Origin of the sequence: Christensenella minuta, from assembly GCF_003628755.1 — a bacterium.
Lineage (GTDB): Bacteria > Bacillota > Clostridia > Christensenellales > Christensenellaceae > Christensenella > Christensenella minuta.
The window spans coordinates 327,928-347,757 of sequence record NZ_CP029256.1 but is presented as its reverse complement, the minus strand read 5'-3'; the positions used below and the strand labels follow the sequence as shown (position 1 = coordinate 347,757).

Below are 19,830 nucleotides of genomic sequence, written 5' to 3'. Positions count from 1 at the left end.
TTTTCTTTTTTAACCGGCTTACCATGCCGTATAGCCGCCGTCCACGAGATATACGGCGCCCGTCACAAAGCTGGACGCGTCCGACGCCAGGTAGACCGCGATCCCCATCAGCTCGTCCGTCTGCCCAGATCGCCCCATGGGCGTCATGGAGAACCAGCGTTCGATTGCCGGATCCTTGCGCTGGTAGCGGTCTTCGCTCATTTCCGTGCGCATGTATCCCGGGCAAAGCGCGTTCACACGCACACCGCGCATCGCCCATTCCGTCGCCATAGACTTAGTCAGCATGATAAGTCCGCCCTTGGAGGCGTTGTACGCGCATTGGTTCTGCGGCGTATTGACGATCAAGCCGGACATAGAGCCGATGTTCACGATGCTCCCCTTGCCCTGCTGAAGCATCACCTTGCCAACCTCCCGCGAGACGATAAACGGTCCCGTAAGGTTAACGTCAATGACCTCTTTCCAGTCCTCCGTGGTCACTTTCTCCGCGTCGTCGCCGAGCCATGTCCCTGCGTTGTTGAACAGGATATCGATTTTTCCGTATTCATCCATTACCTGGGCGACCATGGTTTTCACATCGTCCTCGTTGCGCATATCGCCCTTGATTACGGTGCATTTCACGCCCTCCTGCTCAATCAGCTTCTGCGTCGCAAGCGCCGTTTCGACCCGCCGGGCGGCGATCACGATGTCCGCTCCCGCCTGGGCAAGGGCGATCGCCATAGACTTGCCCAGGCCCTGCCCGCCGCCGGTAACAATCGCCGTCCTGTCTTTCAGGGAAAACTGCTCCATTACATTTTTTGTGCTCATAATTCCTTCTCCATTCCAAATGTTTTTACAATTCGATTTTGATGTGGTTTTCCTTTGCATACTCCACCACACAGCAATCCGTTTTATAAATGCGTTCCGGAAGAACGATCAATACATGTCCCGCGTCCTTGTGGAGCGGAAAACCTCCAAAATGCCATACGCCCGTTTTCAAGATCACCATCGTCCCTTTTGGAACGATAAAGGCCCGTGTCGAACCGGGAACCGGCGCCCCTGTCGGCGGCGCCACATGGATCACGATATCATCGTCCATGGCAATAATGCCCTCTCCCGTCGTATTATGGTATTCCGCCATCGTAACGACCATTTCATCCGCCCCGTGCAGCAGGAGCGGCGAGAAGGCGACCGGCATATCCCCGGAGACTGGGAACAGGCCCTTATCGTTGAAAAAATCTCCCAGGCTGTTTCCTTCCGGCTCTGTGATATTCACATAGGTGCCAAATTCCCAGAACGCTTCCCGCGTCAATTTCTCTGCTTTTATTGTTTTCATTGCATTTCCTTCCATCTATTTCAGTTCCAAAGCTTCCTTTGCCTTCTTTACGATCGCGCCGGTGCTGATTCCGTACATCTCCAGCAGCCGGTCTGCGTTTCCGGAACGCCCGAAGGTGTCCTGCGTGCCGACCTTAAGCACCGGCACCGGGCAACATTCGCCCACGACCTCGCTGACCGCGCTGCCGAGGCCTCCCATAACGTTGTGCTCTTCCGCCGTTACGATCGCCCCGGTCTCCCGCGCCGCCGCCACGACCGCTTCCCGGTCGATCGGCTTGATCGTATGCATATTGAGCACCCTTGTCCGCACGCCTTCCCCCGCTAATATGTTCGCCGCCTCGAGAGCCTTGCCCACGGTGATCCCGCAGGCAATAACGGTAAGGTCGCTTCCCTGACGCATTTCCACCGCTTTCCCGATCTCGAATGAATACGCCTCAAAGTCGGTAACCGTTTCTACGGCTGCCCGGCCGATCCGAAGATATGCAGGTCCTTCATACTGGTTCAACGTAAGCACTGCCTGCCTTGTTTCATTTCCGTCCGCCGGGCAAATGACCACCATCCCGGGGATGCTCCTCATCAGTGCCATATCCTCCAGGCACTGGTGGGTCGCTCCGTCTTCACCCACGATAAGTCCGGCGTGCGTACCGATCAGCTTCACATTGAGCCCCGGGTATGCCACCGAATTGCGAATCTGGTCAAACGTTCTGCCCGCTATGAACATCGCGAAGGAGCTCACGAAGGGCTTAAGCCCAAACGCCGCCATACCGGCTGCCATACCAACCATGTTCGCTTCGGCGATTCCTACATTAAAAAACCGTTCCGGGTAAGCTTCCCCAAACATACATGACATAGTACAGGTGCTCACGTCCGCATCCAGCACGACAACTCTTTCATCCGCTCCGATCTCCTTTAGCGTGTCTCCATATACGTCCCTTGTAGAAATTTTTCCTTTCATCCCCTCAGCTCCTCGCTTCCAATTCCGCAAAAGCCTGCTCAAATTCTTCATCGCTCGGCGTTTTTCCGTGCCACTGATTTTTGCCTTCCATAAAGGAAACCCCTTTACCTTTGATGGTATCCGCAATAATCATGTGCGCCTTTTGCCGCGTCTCCTTTGCCGCGTCGATTGCCTGCGCGATCTCCCGCACGCTATGTCCGTCGATTCTTTGCGTATGCATTCCAAAACTTTCAAATTTCGCCTTGAGGTCGCCTGTATCCAGCACCTCCTTTACCGTACCGTCAAGCTGCACCTTATTGCAGTCCAGTATAGCCACCAGGTTATCGAGCCCATGCGCTCCCGCATACATCATCGCTTCCCATATCTGGCCTTCCTGAATTTCCCCGTCTCCCAAAATTGCATAGACCGTGCATCCGTTTCCCGTCATTTTCGCGGCCCGGGCCATCCCGACCGCCGCCGAGAACCCCTGGCCCAGCGATCCGGTCGACATATCCACTCCTTCGACATTCCTCATTTCCGCGTGCCCCGAAAGCGACCCGTCGATCTTGCGGAACGTTTTCAGCCGCTTTGCCGGAAAAAATCCCCTCAGGGCAAGCGTTGGATACAGTGCCACCGTAGCGTGCCCCTTGGAAAGTACCAGCCGGTCCCGTTCTGCCCATTGCGGGTTTTCCGGGTCGATCTTCATTTTTTCAAAATAGAGCACCGCCATAATTTCCGCAAGGGAAAAAGCGCCTCCTATGTGCCCGGACCTTGCTTCCTTCACCATTTCAAGCCCGGTTTTCCGTATTTTCCACGCCTTGTCCTCCAAGTATTTTTGTCGTTGCGTCTCCATCGCGTCCTCTCCCTCCGCCGATTGCCGTTTATTTTTTGATTTGCGTCCATCCGTATGCGGGACGGTCATCCCGGCACGCCATTTGTCCGCATATATTTAAACGTTAAAATATATTTGTATCGTATCAAAATAATTTTTATTTGCTTTTATTCAGTCTTTTTATTATTGATTTTTCTTTTTATATTGGGGTTTATTGCTTTTAAAAGGCTGCTGGCCTTTGTTGTAAGTTTATATTACAATAATTTTTGTAACGTGTCAATAATTTTATTTTTGAATTTTAATTTTTTCTTGTAACAAAAAAACCGTTTCCCATAAGGGAAACGGCCATTACGCGTTCCGTTATCTCAGGTAAATCTTCCCAATCTCCGTATCCATCCTGTCAACCGCTTCTTTTGCCGTGCATTTTTTCGTAATCGCCTCATTTACCGTGCTGCCAATGATCTTTTCAAATACATTTTCCGAAATACACCTGCCATCCGCCGTATTCGGCGCAAAGCGCTTTTTCGCATCTTGAAATACCTCGAACGTCTCCTTGTGCCATGGATACAGGTTCAGAAGTTCCGTACTGTCGCAAATGCTCGTATACGGAATGATCCGTCCCAATACGGCGTTCACCACCGACATCCGCTCCGAAGCCGCCCATTTGATGAATTCATACGCCGCCGCCTTTTCCTTGGAATGACTGTTCATCCCGATAGACCATCCCCCGAACAGGGAAGCGTTCCCCGGGACCACATCGTATCCCACCTTGCCGACAACGCGCGATATATTCCTGTCCCGCAGGATAGTCACCTGGTCGGAATACTGCACCATCATTGCGGAATTTCCCTGGCAGAAATCCATCGCCTCGTCATCCCACCACCAGTCCGGTGCGTCAGGATGGGCATAATCATAGCATTCAATATAGTTTTCCAACGCATACACCGCTTTTTCGCGGTCATTGATCGCCGTCTCGCCATTGAAAAGGTCGATCCCCTGCGCCCATATGCGCGGCAGATATTCGCTCGTCGCTCCGGTGGGTACCCTTCCGGACAGCGAGGTCCCGTAAAGGGTGTCGGAATCCGGATTGAATTTCCGGGTAAACAGGCGGGCCACCTTATTATATTCTTCCCATGTCGTCGGAACCCTCAGCTCTTCCTTATACCACTCAAAATAAAGGCGCTGGTTCTTCAGCTTCTCGAAAAGGTCCTTGCGGTAAAACAGCAGCTGCGTCGTAAAACTAAAGGGCAGCGTCCACACCCGGCCGTTCATCAGCGAATAGGCGTCGAATATCTGTCCCGGAAACCTTTCCCGCAGCTGGGAAGCGTCTCCGATATAATCCTCCAGCAGTTCAAGGCAGCCCTCCACCACAAGTTCTTTGACCCACGGCACGTCAAGGGCGAACACATCATATTTCCCGTCGCTGCTCCTCCAGATTTCATCGAGCATTCCACGGTAATTTATCAGGTCTGCCTGCACCCCAATCCCCGTGCTCCTCGTAAAATCATTACACAGATATTTCACCGCGCGGCCCGCATGGTTGTTCGGCAAAAGAACCCGCACACGTCCTTGCCGCGGCTTTCCGGCTTGCAGCTTCAACAGCTCTTCCTGCTTTTCCTCCGGCTTTATAAGACGCTCTTCGGCGCCTCCTTTCGGGTTTCCAATCAGCCCCGCCAGCATCTCGAACGCCATCTTTCCCATCTTCCCATACGGAAGGATCATGCTTTCCTCATTTGCCGCCGGCGTGTCCGTCCACCGCCTGCTCTTCATGATAATCAATTTGGGAATATCTTTCCCGTCAATGCTTGTAAGCGCAACCGCTTTGCGCACTCCTTCCGCCAAAACCTCGCTCGTCACATAAATCGCTTCGGGCTTTTCCTCGAGGTTCAGGAGGCGGACCGCCTGCTGCATCGCGCTTTCCTTGTCATATTCGGTAGTCAGCAGATAATCGTTGCGGATCTCGATATCGGCGGAAAACAAGGCGTTCAGGTACGCGTCGACGCAGGCCGTATCGAAAGAATATTCCCGCGGTCCCGTCAGCATCGCAATCCTTTTGATCCCGCAGCCGATCTGCCTGTTGATATTTTTTATCAGGACCTCCCTGACGTCAATGCCGACAAAGCCGCAGTTTTCAATTTTGCGGAGCATCCCTACAACGCGGTGCCCGCCCTTCTCCAGCTTCTGGAACAACCGCTCGTTTTCCGGTTGACAGGTAATCAGCAGGATTCCATCTGCGTTGAACATCCGCGCTTGGTTCAATATCTGCTTCTCCCGGTAAGGAAGCTCGCTGCACACAAATACGTTCAGGGAAAAACCGCGCTCTTCCGCCATCCGGGTTACCGCATCGAATATCTCTTCAAACTCCGGTTCGTTGAGATTGGGAAAAACCACATAGATCGTATTTCCGTTTTTGCTGGTCTTCAGGTTTTTGGCGAGGGCATTCTGCTCATATCCAAGCTCCCTCACCGCCGCTTCCACGCGCTTTATCTTATCGCTGCTTACGCCCTTCACACCATTCAGAACGTTTGAAACCGTGCCTTGAGATACGCCGGCAAGCCGCGCGACGTCGCGCATGGTCGCAATCTTGTGCCGTTCCAGCTTCCGCTCCTTGTCCTGATTCCCCTGAAATGTCTCTGGCATACCTCTCCCTCACCGTTCGCCTTCGGCCGATTAATGATTTTGCTCATTTTGTTCAAAATCAATCAGAGCGCCAAATCCGGCATATTTTCCTTATTTTAAAACATTCTTCGTTATTTTCAATCATTTGATTACTTTTTGAACGTTTCATTTATTTTATAATAACGGAAACAAAGGTTGAAGTCAACCGCAAATCTCTCTATTTCTTTCTTCCCGGGCCGCTCGTCCTGCCCGCGTTTCCATTCAGCCCGCAGCGCCCGGAGCTTCCTGCAATTCAAGGAATATTTTCCTGTAATTTTCGGAAAACACGCTCCCCTTACGCCAGATAAAGGTCAGGTCGTGCGTGAGGGAAAACTCCTCCAGCGGAATCTTTTTCAGAGTGCCTTCGCATAGCTCTCTGCGCACCGCCGCTTCATACAGGAACGTAATCCCGCAATTTTTCCCGACAAGTGTTTTGATCGCATCGATATTGCTGACCTCGACAAAATTCCCGAAGTCTTCCAGCATAAGGTTTCGCCCCTCGAGATACCGTTCCAATATCTCCCGTGTGCCCGATCCCGCTTCCCGCACAATGATCCGCTCCCCGGTCAGGTCCTCTATCTTATGCACCTCCGTCCTGAACGCATGGTCCGCCCCGCATACGGCGATATACGGTTCCGTCGCATAGACAAGGTGCTCGTACTCGCTTTTGGCAAAATTGCCCTCTACCAGCGCAAAATCGATCTCGCCGCCGTCGAGCTTCCGCAGGAGCTCCTTGGTGTTCGATACGTCCATCCGCAAAGCTGCCTCCGGATGGTTCGCCAGATAGCGCGCGGCAGGCTCGGGAATCACAAATTCCCCCACCGTAAGCGTGACGCCGAAACGAAGGCTTTCCCCGTCTCCTAGGCCGCCCATCTCCTCCTTTAAAGACATCACGTCATGTTTCATGGTAAGCCCCGCGCTCTGCAAAAGCCGTCCCGCCTCCGTGATCTCCATTTTCTTTCCCTGATACGCAAACAACTTCGCGCCGTAATAGTCCTCCAGAAAACGGATATGCTGCGATACGGCCGGCTGGGTAATATTGAGCCGTTCCGCGGCGCGCGTAAAATTCATGGTCTCACACACCATCAGGAACGTATCCATCCTAAAATCGAGCATGATATCCCTCCTTTTATATATAATAACATATATTTATCATTATATAAATATATATAATTTTAAATTATCAGCTAAACTAGTATAATGATATTTGTATTTACAATTTTTATCTATAGTTAAGGCAGGTTAATGGTATGAAATTTTTAAGAACGAACTGGACGGGGATCATTTTGTGCCTCTTGATCGCCATTCCCGCATTTTTTCTCGGCAAACTTCTGCCCGTGGTCGGCGGGCCGGTGTTTGCGATCCTGACCGGCATGCTCCTGGCTCTCCTGATAAAACGGAAGGAGGTCCTCCAGCCGGGAATCAACTTCACTTCCAAGAAGATCCTGCAATGGGCGGTGGTGCTCCTCGGCTTCGGTATGAATCTGGCGGAGATCCTGCGGCTAGGCGCACAGTCCTTGCCGATTATTATTTCCACGATTTCCACCTCGCTTATTCTCGCATTCATCCTGTACCGCGCCATGAAAATGCCTTCGCGCATCTCCACTTTGATCGGCGTAGGCTCCTCTATCTGCGGCGGCTCCGCCATCGCAGCCACCGCCCCCGTTATCGGCGCGAACGACGAGGAGATCGCCCAGTCCATCTCTGTCATCTTCCTGTTCAATGTCATCGCCGCGCTCATTTTCCCAACGCTCGGCGGCGCGCTTGGCCTCTCGAACGAAGGGTTCGGCCTGTTTGCGGGTACGGCCATCAACGATACCTCCTCCGTCACGGCCGCAGCCGCCGCGTGGGACGGAATTCACGGCAGCAATACGCTTGACCAGGCGACAATCGTGAAACTCACGCGCACCCTCGCGATCATTCCAATCACCCTGGTACTGGCCTTCGTGCGTACGCGCAAAGAAAAAAAGCTGGACGCGGCGGCCGGTACCGCATTCAGCTTTAAAAAAATATTTCCCTGGTTCGTCCTGTTCTTTGTCCTTGCCTCGGTCGTCACAACGATATTCAATCTTCCGGCGTTCGTCACCGGCCCGCTCAAGGAACTCAGTAAGTTTTTCATTATCATGGCAATGGCGGCCATCGGCCTCAATACCCATATCGTAAAGCTGGTCAGGACAGGCGGAAAGCCGATCTTCATGGGGCTCGTCTGCTGGATCGGTATTGCCGCCGTAAGCCTCGGTATGCAGCACCTCCTCGGCATCTGGTAAAAACGTCAGTAAAAAGGACAGGCGCTGAATGAACCGCATGTCCTTTTTTTATTTTAATTTTACCCCGCATACCTCCGCATGCTGTAAATGGATTCCGATATGCCCCACGCCGAAGATGATGGAAAACAGGATCATCCAGATTATTTTCCCGTAAACGCCCAGCAACACAAAGGCCGCTACGGGCAGCGTCGCCAGCGGAACGGGAATTCCATAAAAGCTGCGGTACATATTCCGCGCCCGCCGTCTGCTTTTGAAATACCGCACCCAGCATAATTCGTAGAGCGCCATCGCCGCGAAAGCAAAAACCAGCCATAACGTCCACGGTGTAAAGGGCGCAAAATTGAAATCGCTGAACATCAGCGCGCACAGAAAACAGCCAACCTGTCCAATGCGCTCCAGCAGCATCAAAATACCGTGTTCAAAGCTGTTGTCGTAATCTTCGGGCGGATTCCTGCTCCATAGAATATTGGGAACGATAAGCAAAACAAGAAAAATAAGTCCCACATATGAAAATCCCAAATGCCCAAACATAATCCTTCCCCCGTTTTATAAAAATAGCTCCGGTTCCCGCCGGTCCTTAAGTCCTTCCTCAAGCTGGTGCAAATGACACAGATAGCCCTCGTCGTCAAAATATTTCGCGTGCTTCGGGCATGCCTTCACGCACGCGCCGCATTTGATGCAGATTCCGCCGCATTCCCGCACATTTTCACGGGAAATACTGCCCATCGGACACACATCCACACAGATTCCGCATCCGCCGCAGCAGTCCGCAGTCCGTGGTTTTACCCTGCGGATATCAATAGGGTTCCCTTCCCCGTCGCGCGGCATATAATATCCCCGGTAAGGGAACGGTATTCCCGGAATCTCCGGGCCGGAAACGGTTCCCATCTCCAGTTTGGTAAATATCTTCTCCGCAAACCGCTTTGCGCGTTCCATATCCTTTTCATCCGGCCGTCCCTTTGCAAGCCTGCGGGAAAACGCATGCTCACCTATAAACGCCGCACCAGCGGCGGGCATGAATCCGTCCTTTACGAGAATGTCCCGCAGTTCCGCCAGCGCATCGTCAAAATTACGGTTCCCGTATAAAACGACGGGTACGGCAAGCGCGCCGTTCCCGGCAACCGTATCCAAGTACCGCAGCAATACGTTTGGTACGCGGCCCGCATAGACGGGTATACCAAACACGGCGATATCTTCCCGCTTAAACTCCGGCCATCCGCGCCGCGCGGCAGGCAGCGTGAAATCAAATTCATATTTTTCCGCCCCAAGGCGTTCGCCAAGTACCCGGGCAACAGCGGTGACGATCTTTTTGGTCGTACCCGTCGCGCTGAAATAAACGGCCCATAACTTCATAACGTTTCCTCATACGATCATCATTGCGTCGCCAAAACTAAAAAACCGGTAACGCTCTTCCACGGCCTGCCGGTAGACGTCAAGTGTCGCTTCCCTGCCCATAAGCGCGCTTACGAGCATAATCAGCGTAGACTTCGGAAGGTGGAAATTGGTAATCAGCGCATCCACAATCTGGTATTCATAACCCGGATAAATAAAAATATCCGTATCCGCGCTCCCCGCCTGCACGAGACGGTTCCTTGCCGCGCTTTCAAGGGTGCGAACCGAGGTTGTCCCCACGGCGATCACACGCCTTCCTTCCCGCTTGGCGGCATTAATGGTCTCCGCCGCCTGCGGGCTTACGCTGTAATACTCTGAATGCATCACGTGTTCCTCTACCGTTTCCTCCTTCATCGGACGAAACGTACCTAGTCCCACATGCAGCAATATTTTCACGACCGTAACGCCCATTCCCTCAATTTTATCCAGCAACTCCGGCGTAAAATGCAGGCCCGCCGTGGGTGCGGCGGCGCTGCCGTCCTCTTTTGCGTATACTGTCTGATAACGTTCCTTCCGTTCGAGGCGCTTTGTGATATATGGCGGAAGCGGCATGTTGCCGTACTTGTCGAGCAATTCTTCAAACACACCGTCATACCGGAAGCGCACCTCGCATACGCCGTCTTCCTTTTTGCAAAGTAGCTCCGCACAGAGATCGCCGCCAAAATCCACCCATCCGCCCGGCTTCAGCTTTTTGCCCGGACGCATGATCGCTTCCCAAACGTCAAGCTTGAGGCGCTTTAGCAGCAAAAATTCAAAATCCGTTCCCGTCCCCCTCTTTTTCCCGTACAAACGGGCGGGAAGGACCTTCGTTTCATTTAAAACGAGCACGTCCCCTTGTTTCAGGTAATCGGTCACATCGTAAAAATGCCGGTGGCTGACCTCCTGCGTTTCCCGGTCGTATACAAGAAGCCGCGAATGGTCTCGCGGCTCGATCGGAGTCTGTGCAATCAGTTCTTCAGGTAAATTGTAATCGAAATCAGATGTCTTCATAGTGTCCGCTCCAGCTAAAAGAGCCGGGTTTGCCCCTTGCTATCAATATTCTTCGGCAGCGGGAGTCCCATATGCCGGTATGCATTTTCCGTCGCACAGCGTCCTCGCGGCGTCCGCTGGATAAAACCAAGCTGCAAAAGGAAAGGTTCGATCACATCCTCGATCGTGCCCGATTCCTCACCCGTGGTCGCCGCAAGCGTGTCGAGGCCCACCGGCCCGCCGCCAAATTTTGTAATGATCGCGTCAAGGATCAAACGGTCGGAATTATCAAGCCCGAGTTCATCGACCTCCAGCAGCTTCAGCCCCTGATCCGCCGCATCCCTTGTAATGATGCCTTCCGCCCTCACATCCGCAAAATCGCGCACGCGGCGCAAAAGCCGGTTGGCGATACGCGGGGTCCCGCGGGAACGCCGCGCAATCTCCGCCGCGCCTTCTTCATCTACCTCGATCTCCAATATCCTTGCGGAGCGCTTTACGATCGTTTTAAGCTGATCGGTGTCATACATCTGCAAACGGCCCATGACCCCGAACCTGTCCCGCAGGGGCGAGGTCAGCATCCCCGCGCGCGTTGTCGCCCCCACCAGCGTAAAACGAGGCAGGTCGATGCGCATCGACCGTGCGGACGGTCCTTTCCCGAGGATAATATCCAGCGCGTAATCCTCCATCGCCGGATAAAGCACCTCCTCCACACTGGAATTCAGGCGGTGGATTTCGTCAATAAACAGCACGTCCTTATCGGAAAGGTTCGTCAGCAGCGCCGCGAGGTCTCCCGGACGCTCGATTGCCGGTCCGGATGTTATGCGGATATTGACGTTCAGCTCCTGTGCGATAATATGTGCCAGCGTCGTTTTCCCAAGGCCGGGCGGGCCGTATAAAAGCACATGGTCCAGCGCTTCCCCGCGTTTTTTGGCAGCTTCGATAAAGACCGCCATTTTTTCCTTGACCTTATCCTGCCCGATATACTCCCCGAGCGACTGCGGACGCAGCGTCACATCCGCAGTCACGTCTTCATTCATTTTCATTCCCGAAACAATACGGGACTCTTCTTCCATACCCTATGGCGCTCCCTTCGGTCACTTCGGGAAAACACACCGCAGGGTTCTGTTTGCTTTACAAAAGAACCTCTGAACCGCCACAACCGGGCCATCGCCCACGGCTCGGCCTTCCCGACGGTTTGTCTCCCGTTTTTTCCCGCTCTAACTTAATTCCCCGCGCATGCCGGCGCGCGGAAACCCTGCTTGTTTCTGACGGCCCCTTGAAATCAACAGCGCTAAGCCTGCCGCATTCCGGGACGCTCCCTTTGCTCCGCCCTTTCGGGATAAACTCAGCCCGCCGGGATCAGCGCTTCGGACACCTCCGCCAGCTTTTCCTTCGTGGCCCCCCCGGACATTGTCACCGTGTAGGTTGCGTCCGCAAGCGTATCGTGCCACTCGCTCATGCCTTCCTTGCCTTCAGTATAGCTGATGGTATACGGATAATCTTCCCATGACATTTCTTCCGTGGTATCAAATTCCACATACATTCCCGCAAGGTTCTCCTGCGTTCCGGGTGCCATGCGGAACGTATATTCATCGCCGTTCCATGTGAATATCACCTGTGCAATTTTATCTTCTTCCAATACGGAATAGGAGGCGTCCGCCGCTCCTTCGGGCAGCGCGCTCATCGTAAGGCCTGTTTTTTCCTTCGCTTCCGCCGCGTCCGCAACCGTACTCCACGGATTCGCGATCTGCGCGGGCTCTTCCGCCGCGGGCTGCGCGGCGCAGGCCGCGAGCGCCATAACCAATATTGCCGCCATCAGTACGGTCAGTATCTTTTTCATCGTTTTCTGTTCCTTTCTGTTTTCGGGTTATTTTCCTATTCTCTTCAGCGCAAGGGCCACAAGCTCCTCCGCCGTATCTCCAAGGCCCCGCACCGCAGCGACCGCGGCAACGGCCTCCTGCCGGTTATATCCGAGCCCCGCAAGCGCCGCGGCCGCTTCCGCCGCCGCATCCTGCGAAAATTCCGCCATGTCCACGCCGGCGCCCACCGCATCCTCGAAGTCCACCTTTTCCTTCAGCTCCAGCACAAGCCGCTGTGCCGTTTTCTTGCCAATCCCCGGCACATTGGTAAACGCCTTATCGTCGTTTGAAATCACAGCTGCGGCGATATCGTTCACCCGCATGACCGAAAGCACGGACGCAGCCGCTTTCGGACCGATCCCGCTGATCGACAGCAGCTTCTCGAACATCGTTTTTTGCTCCTGCGTCAGGAACCCGTAAAGGGTCATATCGTCCTCCGCTACCTTAAGATAGGTATACAGCTTTGCTTTCTCTCCCGTTTTGATCGAGTTCAGGGAAAACGTGTCCGTAAATATCTGGTAGCCCACGCCGCCCACGTCGATCACCGCATAGGCCGCCGCCTTCTGTACGACTTCCCCTGCTATATATGCATACATAGATGTTTACTCCTTCAATTCCAGAGGCCTGCGCGCCTTACTTGATCTTTGTGTTAAGTATCCCTGCCGTGTGTGCGCTGTGCGCATGGCAAATCGCCACCGCCACCGCGTCCGCCGCGTCGTCCGGCTTCGGTGCTTCCTTTAGGGACAGGATCGTCTTTACCATCATCTGCACCTGGTTTTTATCCGCCCGTCCATATCCCACCACCGCCTGCTTGATCTGCAAGGGCGTATATTCGTAAAGCTGCTCCGTCCGTTCAGACGCTGCCACAAGCGCCGCCCCGCGCGCCTGCGCGACGCTGATCGCCGTCGTCACGTTCTTGTTGAAGAACAATTCTTCAAACGCAATCGAATCCGGCCGGTACATATCGATTAACTGGGCGATCCCGTGGTTAATCTGCTTTAAGCGGACCGGAAACTGCTCGCCCGCCTCCGTCAGGATCGTGCCGTAATCAATCAATTTCAGCCTTACCTTTTCGTCACAGCTTATCACACCATAGCCCACTGTTGCAAGGCCGGGGTCAATACCGAGTACAATCATTTTCACCTTTCCTTTTGCAGAACATTCCGAGTTAAATACAGTATACATGATTACTTCTTTTTTCGCAATTTTGCGCTGGAAATAAAAAAGTTTGTATTTTTTACAAATTCCCTATTGCATAATTATTCATTTTTATGTATAATTATGAATATCAAATGAATGCAACGCACCTTGGGTGCGCGGAAAAGGAGTTTTGTCATGAATGCAAAGAAACAGTATAACAAGGTAGTTCTCGCGTATTCCGGTGGTCTCGATACCTCCATCATCATTCCGTGGCTCAAGGAAACCTACGGCGTAAAAGACGTAATCGCGGTATGCGGCAACGTCGGGCAGGGCAAAGAGCTTGACGGTCTGTACGAAAAGGCCATCAATACCGGCGCGTCGGATGCATATATCGAAGACCTCACGGAAGAATTTATCACCGATTATGTCTACCCGACAATGCAGGCGGGCGCGGTATACGAAGGAAAATACCTGCTCGGCACCTCTTTTGCACGTCCGGTCATCGCAAAGCGTTTGGTCGAGATTGCCAAAGAAGTGGGTGCGGACGCTATCTGCCACGGCGCGACCGGCAAAGGTAACGACCAGGTGCGGTTCGAGCTTACCGTAAAGGCGCTTGCCCCGGAAATCGATATCATCGCCCCCTGGCGTATCTGGGATATCAAATCCCGCGAGGAAGAGATCGAATACGCACAGGCGCGCAACATCCCCGTCCCGGTAGATAAGGAGCACAATTACAGCATGGATGCCAACATCTGGCATCTTTCGCACGAAGGTTCCGACCTCGAAGACCCGTGGAACGAACCCAAGGACGACCTCTATATGATCTGCAAAACGCCGGAAGAAGCGCCGGATAAGCCATGTTATTTCACTATCGAATTTGAACAGGGCATCCCCGTTTCCATCGACGGACAAAAATACGGCCCGGTCGAGCTTGTCGCCAAGCTGAACGAGCTTGGTGCGGAAAACGGCGTAGGCATCGACGACCTGGTGGAAAACCGTCTCGTGGGCATGAAAAGCCGCGGCGTATACGAAAACCCCGGTGGACGCATCCTCTATACGGCGCATGCGGGACTCGAAATGCTGACGCTCGACAAAGATACCATGCATTACAAGGAAGGCGTGGCCGCGAAATACGCGGAGCTCGTATATGACGGCAAATGGTTCTGCCCGCTGCGCGAAGCGCTGGCGGCATTCTTGGCCGAAACGCAGAAAACGGTCACCGGGACGGTGCGTATGAAGCTCTATAAGGGCAACTGCACGCATGTCGGCCTTAAGTCCCCCTACTCCCTGTACAGCGAAGAGTTCGCCACCTTCGGCGAGGACGAGGTATACGACCACAAGGATGCGGAGGGCTTCATTAACCTGTTCGGCCTGCCGCTCAAGGTGCGCGCCCTCGCGCTCAAAGACAAAGAAATCTGATCCCCTATCATTCTCTGCGATAGCAAAAACCGGTACCCCTTGCGGGATACCGGTTTTGTTCCTTTGGGGCGCTTACGAGAACTGGCTGTTGTACAGTGCGGCATACACGCCGCCCGTCTTCATCAGCTCGTCGTGCGTTCCCTGCTCCACAAGGTCGCCGTCCTTCAAAACAAGAATCAGGTCCGCGTCAAAGATGGTGGACAGCCTGTGGGCGATTTGGAAATTGGTCCGCCCCTCCGTCAGCTTTTTCATCGCGTCCGTCATCAGCTTTTCCGTACGCGTGTCGACGGAGCTTGTCGCTTCGTCCAGAATCAATATCTGCGGATTTGCGCAGAACGCGCGCGCGATCGTAAGCAGCTGCTTTTGCCCGGAGGAAAGATTCCCCGCGCTCTCGTCAATCACGGTATCGTAGCCTTCCGGCAGGGTGCGGATGAAATAATCGGCGTTTGCCATCCGGCACGCCTCCTCCACCTCTTCGTCCGTCGCTTCCGGCCGCCCGTAACGGATATTGTCGCGAATGCTGGCCGAATACAGCCACGTATCCTGCAGCACCATCCCAAACAGGCTGCGCACATTTTGGCGCGTCATGTCAGTAGTGTCTGTCCCGTCGATCCTGATCGCCCCGCCATTGAGGTCGTAAAAACGCATCAACAGGTTGATGAGCGTCGTTTTTCCGGCGCCGGTCGGCCCGCAAATCCCTACCTTTTGCCCGTGCTTTATTTCCGCGTTCATGTCGGTAATCAAAATGCGGTCGGGCGAATACCCGAATTTCACATGCTCGAAGGTAATATGCCCCTCTGTTTTTTCAATATGAACGGCGTTCTCCCGCTCCTCCGGTATTTCTGGTTCATCCAGGAACCCGAACACGCGGTCGGCCGCGGCAAGGGTGCTTTGCATCATGTTGACAATATTGGATGTCTGGATAATGGGCTGTGTAAACTGCTGCATATATTGCAGGAACGCCTGGATCGCGCCGATGGTAAGCGAGCCGCCCGCTGTCAGGAGGCCGCCGAGGATACAGATGCCCACGTACCCCAGGTTTCCCACCAGGTTGGTGGCGGGCATCATGATGGAAGACGCGAACTGCGCGCGTCGCGCGTCCTCGTTGAGCGTATCGTTCATTTCATCGAATTCGTGTTCCGCGCGGTCCTCCCCGCCATACAGCTTCAATACGTCGTGTCCCGCGTAGTGCTCCTCCACATAGCTGTTGACGGCCCCAAGGCCCTCCTGCTGGCCCTTGAAAAACGCCTGTGATTTCTTCGCGATACGCGAGCAAACGAACAGCGCCACCGGAAGCACGACGAGCGCGATCAGCGCCATCTGCCAGTTTAGGGTAAACATCATGACCACGATGCCGATGATCGTAAAAATCGCCGTCAAAAGCTGCGTCATGATCTGCTGGAGCGAAGTCGATATCGTTTCGATATCCGTCGTCGTGCGGGATAGCACATCCCCGTGCGTGTGCGTATCGTAATAATTCAGCGGAAGCTTTTGTATCTTCTTGTCCACATTTTCCCGCAGGTCAAACATCGCCCGCTGTGCGACCTGCGCCGTGGTTTTCTGCTGCAGGTATGTAAAGAATGCGGAAAGCCCGTAAATGGCGACGAGGATCATCAGCACCATCTTCAGCACCGGCATCTCCCCCTCTTTAAGAGGAGGTCCGGCGTAGTTTCCCTCCGCATCGACATTCTCGCGGATTTCCCCGATACCCGCCAGCTCGGGGTTATTGACGTCGAGGTTCAATACGCCCGTTTGGTTATACTGCGCGCGCATGGTAATCACGTTCGTTGCCGTCCCGAGGACGCGCGGACCGGTGATCAGGAATACAACGCCCACGATCGCGCAGATCAAAAGGAAGACCACTTTTTTCCTGTACGGCTTAAAATAGCCGATCAGCCGTTTTGCGGTTGAATTCTTTTTCGGCGATTGCTTGCTCATTCCTCCTCACCTCCCCCAGCCAGCTGTGTTTTGGCGATCTGCTCATAGATGCCGCAAGTTCGGAGCAGCTCTTCGTGCGTTCCTTCCCCGATTATTTTTCCCTGGTCCATTACCAGTATTTTGTCCGCATTCATGATCGTACCCACCCGCTGGGCCACGATAATGACGGTCGCATCCTGCGTACTTTCCCGGATCGCCCGCCGTACGGCTGCGTCGGTTTTGAAATCCAGCGCCGAAAAGCTGTCGTCAAACACGAAGATATTCGCGTTCGTCGCCATGGCGCGCGCGATTGCAAGGCGCTGGCGCTGGCCGCCGGATACGTTGGTTCCCCCTTCTGCGACGGGATCGTCATACCCCAGTTCCTTTTTGGAAATAAAGTCGTCCGCCTGGGCGATCCGCGCGGCGCGCTCCACCTGCCCGTCGCTCATATCCTCGTTGGAAAAAGCGATATTAGAGCGGATCGTCCCCGCAAACAGGTTCGACTTTTGCGGCACATAACCGATTCGCTTGCGCAGCGCGTCAAGGTCGTATTCCCGCACGTCTACGCCGTCCACCAAAACTGTACCTTGCACAGGGTCGCGCAGCCGCGGGATCATGCAGATCACAGACGACTTCCCGCTGCCCGTCGCCCCGATGATGGCGGTGGTCTGGCCGGGCATCGCGGTAAAGCTGATGCCTGAGACCGCCGGCGTATCCGAATTTCCATAGGCAAGCGTCACGTCGCGGAATTCCACAATTCCGGTCTTTTTCTCCGGGATTTTTGGATTCACCGCATCCTTGATGGCAGGCTTAATTTCCAGCACCTCCATAATGCGCTCCGCGCATACGCTGGCGCGGGGCATCAGGGCAAAGATCAGCGACATCATCACCAGCGCATACATAATCAGCATCAAATACTGGATCAGCGCCATCATATCGCCCACCTGGATCACGCCCTGGGAAATCTGCTGTCCGCCGAACCAAACGACCGCCACCGTACCAAGATTGATAATCAGCATCAAAAGGGGCATCAGCGTGGACACCTTCACCTGCGATTTGGTCGATGTCCGCGTCATATCCTCGTTGGCCTCTTCAAAGCGTTTCTCTTCCCGCTGTTCAGCTGTGAACGCGCGCACGACGCGCACCCCGGTAATGTTTTCGCGTATAATCAGGTTCACCTTGTCGAGCTTCGCCTGCATCGAACGGAAAACCGGAAACGCGCTGCGCAGCACAAGCACGAGGAATACCACGATAACCGGCATACAGACGACCAGCACCATCGCAAGCGTCGCGTTCTTCTGGAAGGCGAGCGTAATGCCGCCAATGCACATGATCGGCGCCAGTATGATTACCCGGAACAGCATAATGGTAAAATTCTGTACCTGCAGGATATCGTTCGTAGAACGCGTCGTCAGGGACGATGTCCCCACCTTGTCAAATTCCTCCATGGTAAAGCGGTCAATATGGCGGAACAGCTTTTTGCGCGTATCCGTGCAAAAGCCTACCGCCACTTTGGAAGCAAAATATCCCACGCCGATGGCGGATACCGATCCGGCAAGCGTGATACAAATCATAATGATCCCGGCCGTAACGATATAGTTCATATCGCCCTGAACGACCCCCCGGTCGATGATAAGCGACATCATAGATGGCAGCATCAGCATGGAAAATGCCTGTACGAAAAGCAATAAAACCATGAGAATCAGCTGCTTTACATATGATTTCAATCCTTTGTAAAGCTTTAGCATACCGTCCCCCCCAATTTATCTGTCATAATATATCCGGCATGGAATATCCAAGCGAGAGCATAAGAATAAGATAGCAAACAGCCGCCCCGACAGCCAGCGCAATACTGACCACCGAGCAGATTTGTTTGCTTTTATATGGACTTTTGCGCCCCTTGCTCCCAAGGATAAGCGCGGCTGCCGCGCAGGCAAAGCCTATCCAGAACCACATCCCGTCCAAAAGCACGGCGTATGCGAGCGCGCCGAGCGCAACATTCAGGCCGGACCAGATTTTCATCCCTCTTGTCTGCATCGTCATATCCTTTTTTATTGTCTTACGAAAAAACGGGGCGCGACGGTCTGTTTCAGCGTCCCGCATTTATTTTGGCCGGCCAGATCGCCCAGCGGCGGCTTCCCGCCTGCAGCGGGCACGGCAGGAAAGCGTTGCGATGCGGTCATATCGAATTATCAGCCCGAATTCAGGCCGCGCGGCAAAATAATTTCCGGGCGGCAAACGGCGATATGCCTTTTTCCCCGCACATCGCCGTTCTGTCGCGGAATTTCCCGCCAAATACTTTGTTCGATTCTGTCATTGCAATGGATCGGCGTTATTTTTTATAAGCAAGCTTTCCCGAGCAGGCCTCCGCAAACAGTGCTACGCCGCCCACGATCAGGTAAATCGCGAAAATCCATTCCATAGTAAACCAACCCGCGATCGGCGCGCAGATAATCAGGATGCCAAGCACCAGATTGATGATGCCGCTCGCGAGGATCCATCCCGCTCCCGGCTCGCCCGCTTTTTTGAACGCGCCGTACGACGAAATTTGCGTGATACCGCCGAACAGGGCGAAGAAGCCGATGATGAATGAGAACGTGGAGATCATATTGATCTTCCCATACTGTCCGCCCAGCGCTTCTGCTAAAATCATGATGCCGAGGAGCGTAAAGATGATTCCGTTGGCAATCGTCCACCCGTTGCGGTAATCCGCGGGGGTGCGGACATAGGCGACGATTTCAAAAATTCCGTAGGCGATGAAGCCGATCGTCACCAGGTAGGCGATCCCCAGCCCCATGATGAGCGGAGCGGCAAAAATCAGGATGCCGAGCACCACCATGCAGATGGCAATAACGATCCCTGCCGTTTTGTTGCCGCCCGTCATTTTGCGGGCCACATCGTTCATGCCCGCACGCCGCGTGGTCCTTTGTTCGTTCTGACTGCTTTCGTTACCCATAATTTATGATTCCTCCTGTTTATTCCATCATGCCCGCCTTGCGCGGCCATAATAGGTTTCATGAATAGTATACTCTTTTTTTTCGCGCTGTGGCAACCCTCTGCGAAGATTCCCCAAACAAAATACGGGATTTGCCCTGATTATTATAGAATGGAATCCTTTCGATCGGCGCTCCA

19 protein-coding genes are annotated in these 19,830 nt (G+C 53.8%); 2 read left to right on the top strand and 17 right to left on the bottom strand.

Annotated elements, in window-relative coordinates; all coding sequences use genetic code 11:
- Positions 1–18 precede the first annotated feature (18 nt).
- The 6 genes from B1H56_RS01695 to B1H56_RS01670 form a co-directional block, all read right to left on the bottom strand.
- Positions 19–804: an SDR family NAD(P)-dependent oxidoreductase gene (locus tag B1H56_RS01695; RefSeq protein ID WP_066520386.1), complete on the bottom strand. Its 786-nt coding sequence runs from the start codon at positions 802–804 to the stop codon at positions 19–21.
- Positions 805–829: 25 nt separating this feature from the next.
- Positions 830–1,312 carry an ureidoglycolate lyase gene (locus B1H56_RS01690; RefSeq protein ID WP_066520663.1) on the bottom strand — a complete coding sequence of 161 codons (483 nt, stop codon included), beginning with the start codon at positions 1,310–1,312 and terminating at the stop codon, positions 830–832.
- A gap of 15 nt (positions 1,313–1,327) precedes the next feature.
- Positions 1,328–2,266 (bottom strand): transketolase family protein, encoded by a 939-nt coding sequence (locus B1H56_RS01685; RefSeq protein ID WP_066520384.1) that lies wholly within the window; start codon positions 2,264–2,266, stop codon positions 1,328–1,330.
- A 4-nt stretch (positions 2,267–2,270) separates the two neighbouring features.
- Entirely contained in the window at positions 2,271–3,098 is an 828-nt protein-coding gene (locus B1H56_RS01680; RefSeq protein ID WP_066520659.1) for a transketolase, read from the bottom strand.
- 339 nt (positions 3,099–3,437) lie between these two features.
- Positions 3,438–5,717 carry an extracellular solute-binding protein gene (locus B1H56_RS01675; RefSeq protein ID WP_066520382.1) on the bottom strand — a complete coding sequence of 760 codons (2,280 nt, stop codon included), beginning with the start codon at positions 5,715–5,717 and terminating at the stop codon, positions 3,438–3,440.
- Between the two features lie 240 nt (positions 5,718–5,957).
- Entirely contained in the window at positions 5,958–6,851 is an 894-nt protein-coding gene (locus B1H56_RS01670; RefSeq protein WP_066520381.1) for a LysR family transcriptional regulator, read from the bottom strand.
- 134 nt (positions 6,852–6,985) lie between these two features.
- Here B1H56_RS01670 and B1H56_RS01665 point away from each other — a divergent pair, with 134 nt between their 5' ends.
- The gene (locus B1H56_RS01665) at positions 6,986–8,002 is read left to right on the top strand and encodes a YeiH family protein (protein WP_066520377.1); all 1,017 of its coding nucleotides are present in this window, start codon (positions 6,986–6,988) and stop codon (positions 8,000–8,002) included.
- A gap of 48 nt (positions 8,003–8,050) precedes the next feature.
- Here B1H56_RS01665 and B1H56_RS01660 read toward each other — a convergent pair whose 3' ends face one another.
- From B1H56_RS01660 to ruvC, 7 genes are all read right to left on the bottom strand, one after another.
- Positions 8,051–8,533 carry a hypothetical protein gene (locus B1H56_RS01660; protein ID WP_066520372.1) on the bottom strand — a complete coding sequence of 161 codons (483 nt, stop codon included), beginning with the start codon at positions 8,531–8,533 and terminating at the stop codon, positions 8,051–8,053.
- Positions 8,534–8,548: 15 nt separating this feature from the next.
- A complete protein-coding gene (locus tag B1H56_RS01655) occupies positions 8,549–9,355 on the bottom strand; it encodes an EFR1 family ferrodoxin (RefSeq protein ID WP_066520371.1) in 807 nt (268 codons plus the stop codon).
- A 9-nt stretch (positions 9,356–9,364) separates the two neighbouring features.
- Positions 9,365–10,384 carry a tRNA preQ1(34) S-adenosylmethionine ribosyltransferase-isomerase QueA gene (gene queA, locus B1H56_RS01650; protein ID WP_066520369.1) on the bottom strand — a complete coding sequence of 340 codons (1,020 nt, stop codon included), beginning with the start codon at positions 10,382–10,384 and terminating at the stop codon, positions 9,365–9,367.
- Positions 10,385–10,398: 14 nt separating this feature from the next.
- Positions 10,399–11,436, bottom strand: coding sequence for a Holliday junction branch migration DNA helicase RuvB (gene ruvB / locus B1H56_RS01645; protein ID WP_066520366.1), 1,038 nt, complete (start codon positions 11,434–11,436; stop codon positions 10,399–10,401).
- 272 nt (positions 11,437–11,708) lie between these two features.
- Complete coding sequence (locus B1H56_RS01640) at positions 11,709–12,203, bottom strand: hypothetical protein (RefSeq protein ID WP_066520363.1); 495 nt, start codon at positions 12,201–12,203, stop codon at positions 11,709–11,711.
- 27 nt (positions 12,204–12,230) lie between these two features.
- Complete coding sequence (ruvA, locus tag B1H56_RS01635) at positions 12,231–12,818, bottom strand: Holliday junction branch migration protein RuvA (protein ID WP_066520362.1); 588 nt, start codon at positions 12,816–12,818, stop codon at positions 12,231–12,233.
- Positions 12,819–12,855: 37 nt separating this feature from the next.
- Positions 12,856–13,359 (bottom strand): crossover junction endodeoxyribonuclease RuvC, encoded by a 504-nt coding sequence (gene ruvC / locus B1H56_RS01630; protein WP_066520656.1) that lies wholly within the window; start codon positions 13,357–13,359, stop codon positions 12,856–12,858.
- 198 nt (positions 13,360–13,557) lie between these two features.
- Between ruvC and B1H56_RS01625 the strand changes: the two genes are divergently transcribed.
- Positions 13,558–14,781: an argininosuccinate synthase gene (locus tag B1H56_RS01625; protein WP_066520359.1), complete on the top strand. Its 1,224-nt coding sequence runs from the start codon at positions 13,558–13,560 to the stop codon at positions 14,779–14,781.
- Positions 14,782–14,853: 72 nt separating this feature from the next.
- Here the strand turns inward: B1H56_RS01625 and B1H56_RS01620 are convergent, their stop codons facing one another.
- The 4 genes from B1H56_RS01620 to B1H56_RS01605 all read right to left on the bottom strand — a co-directional run bounded on the left by B1H56_RS01620 (position 14,854) and on the right by B1H56_RS01605 (position 19,654).
- Complete coding sequence (locus B1H56_RS01620) at positions 14,854–16,719, bottom strand: ABC transporter ATP-binding protein (RefSeq protein WP_066520357.1); 1,866 nt, start codon at positions 16,717–16,719, stop codon at positions 14,854–14,856.
- Complete coding sequence (locus B1H56_RS01615; protein WP_066520355.1) at positions 16,716–18,446, bottom strand: ABC transporter ATP-binding protein; 1,731 nt, start codon at positions 18,444–18,446, stop codon at positions 16,716–16,718. Before B1H56_RS01615 ends, B1H56_RS01620 begins: the two co-directional genes overlap by 4 nt.
- 22 nt (positions 18,447–18,468) lie before the next feature.
- Positions 18,469–18,741: a hypothetical protein gene (locus tag B1H56_RS01610; protein ID WP_156515144.1), complete on the bottom strand. Its 273-nt coding sequence runs from the start codon at positions 18,739–18,741 to the stop codon at positions 18,469–18,471.
- Positions 18,742–19,030: 289 nt separating this feature from the next.
- On the bottom strand, positions 19,031–19,654 hold the full coding sequence (locus B1H56_RS01605) for an HdeD family acid-resistance protein (RefSeq protein ID WP_066520352.1): 624 nt from the start codon (positions 19,652–19,654) through the stop codon (positions 19,031–19,033).
- Positions 19,655–19,830: the final 176 nt, after the last annotated feature.

Bases quoted from the DNA above. Each gene is read 5' to 3' on its own strand.
- B1H56_RS01695 (WP_066520386.1), bottom strand. From the start codon at position 804: ATGAGCACAAAAAATGTAATGGAGCAGTTTTCCCTGAAAGACAGGACG.
- B1H56_RS01690 (WP_066520663.1), bottom strand. From the start codon at position 1,312: ATGAAAACAATAAAAGCAGAGAAATTGACGCGGGAAGCGTTCTGGGAA.
- B1H56_RS01685 (WP_066520384.1), bottom strand. From the start codon at position 2,266: ATGAAAGGAAAAATTTCTACAAGGGACGTATATGGAGACACGCTAAAG.
- B1H56_RS01680 (WP_066520659.1), bottom strand. From the start codon at position 3,098: ATGGAGACGCAACGACAAAAATACTTGGAGGACAAGGCGTGGAAAATA.
- B1H56_RS01675 (WP_066520382.1), bottom strand. From the start codon at position 5,717: ATGCCAGAGACATTTCAGGGGAATCAGGACAAGGAGCGGAAGCTGGAA.
- B1H56_RS01670 (WP_066520381.1), bottom strand. From the start codon at position 6,851: ATGCTCGATTTTAGGATGGATACGTTCCTGATGGTGTGTGAGACCATG.
- B1H56_RS01665 (WP_066520377.1), top strand. From the start codon at position 6,986: ATGAAATTTTTAAGAACGAACTGGACGGGGATCATTTTGTGCCTCTTG.
- B1H56_RS01660 (WP_066520372.1), bottom strand. From the start codon at position 8,533: ATGTTTGGGCATTTGGGATTTTCATATGTGGGACTTATTTTTCTTGTT.
- B1H56_RS01655 (WP_066520371.1), bottom strand. From the start codon at position 9,355: ATGAAGTTATGGGCCGTTTATTTCAGCGCGACGGGTACGACCAAAAAG.
- queA (WP_066520369.1), bottom strand. From the start codon at position 10,384: ATGAAGACATCTGATTTCGATTACAATTTACCTGAAGAACTGATTGCA.
- ruvB (WP_066520366.1), bottom strand. From the start codon at position 11,436: ATGGAAGAAGAGTCCCGTATTGTTTCGGGAATGAAAATGAATGAAGAC.
- B1H56_RS01640 (WP_066520363.1), bottom strand. From the start codon at position 12,203: ATGAAAAAGATACTGACCGTACTGATGGCGGCAATATTGGTTATGGCG.
- ruvA (WP_066520362.1), bottom strand. From the start codon at position 12,818: ATGTATGCATATATAGCAGGGGAAGTCGTACAGAAGGCGGCGGCCTAT.
- ruvC (WP_066520656.1), bottom strand. From the start codon at position 13,359: ATGATTGTACTCGGTATTGACCCCGGCCTTGCAACAGTGGGCTATGGT.
- B1H56_RS01625 (WP_066520359.1), top strand. From the start codon at position 13,558: ATGAATGCAAAGAAACAGTATAACAAGGTAGTTCTCGCGTATTCCGGT.
- B1H56_RS01620 (WP_066520357.1), bottom strand. From the start codon at position 16,719: ATGAGCAAGCAATCGCCGAAAAAGAATTCAACCGCAAAACGGCTGATC.
- B1H56_RS01615 (WP_066520355.1), bottom strand. From the start codon at position 18,446: ATGCTAAAGCTTTACAAAGGATTGAAATCATATGTAAAGCAGCTGATT.
- B1H56_RS01610 (WP_156515144.1), bottom strand. From the start codon at position 18,741: ATGACGATGCAGACAAGAGGGATGAAAATCTGGTCCGGCCTGAATGTT.
- B1H56_RS01605 (WP_066520352.1), bottom strand. From the start codon at position 19,654: ATGGGTAACGAAAGCAGTCAGAACGAACAAAGGACCACGCGGCGTGCG.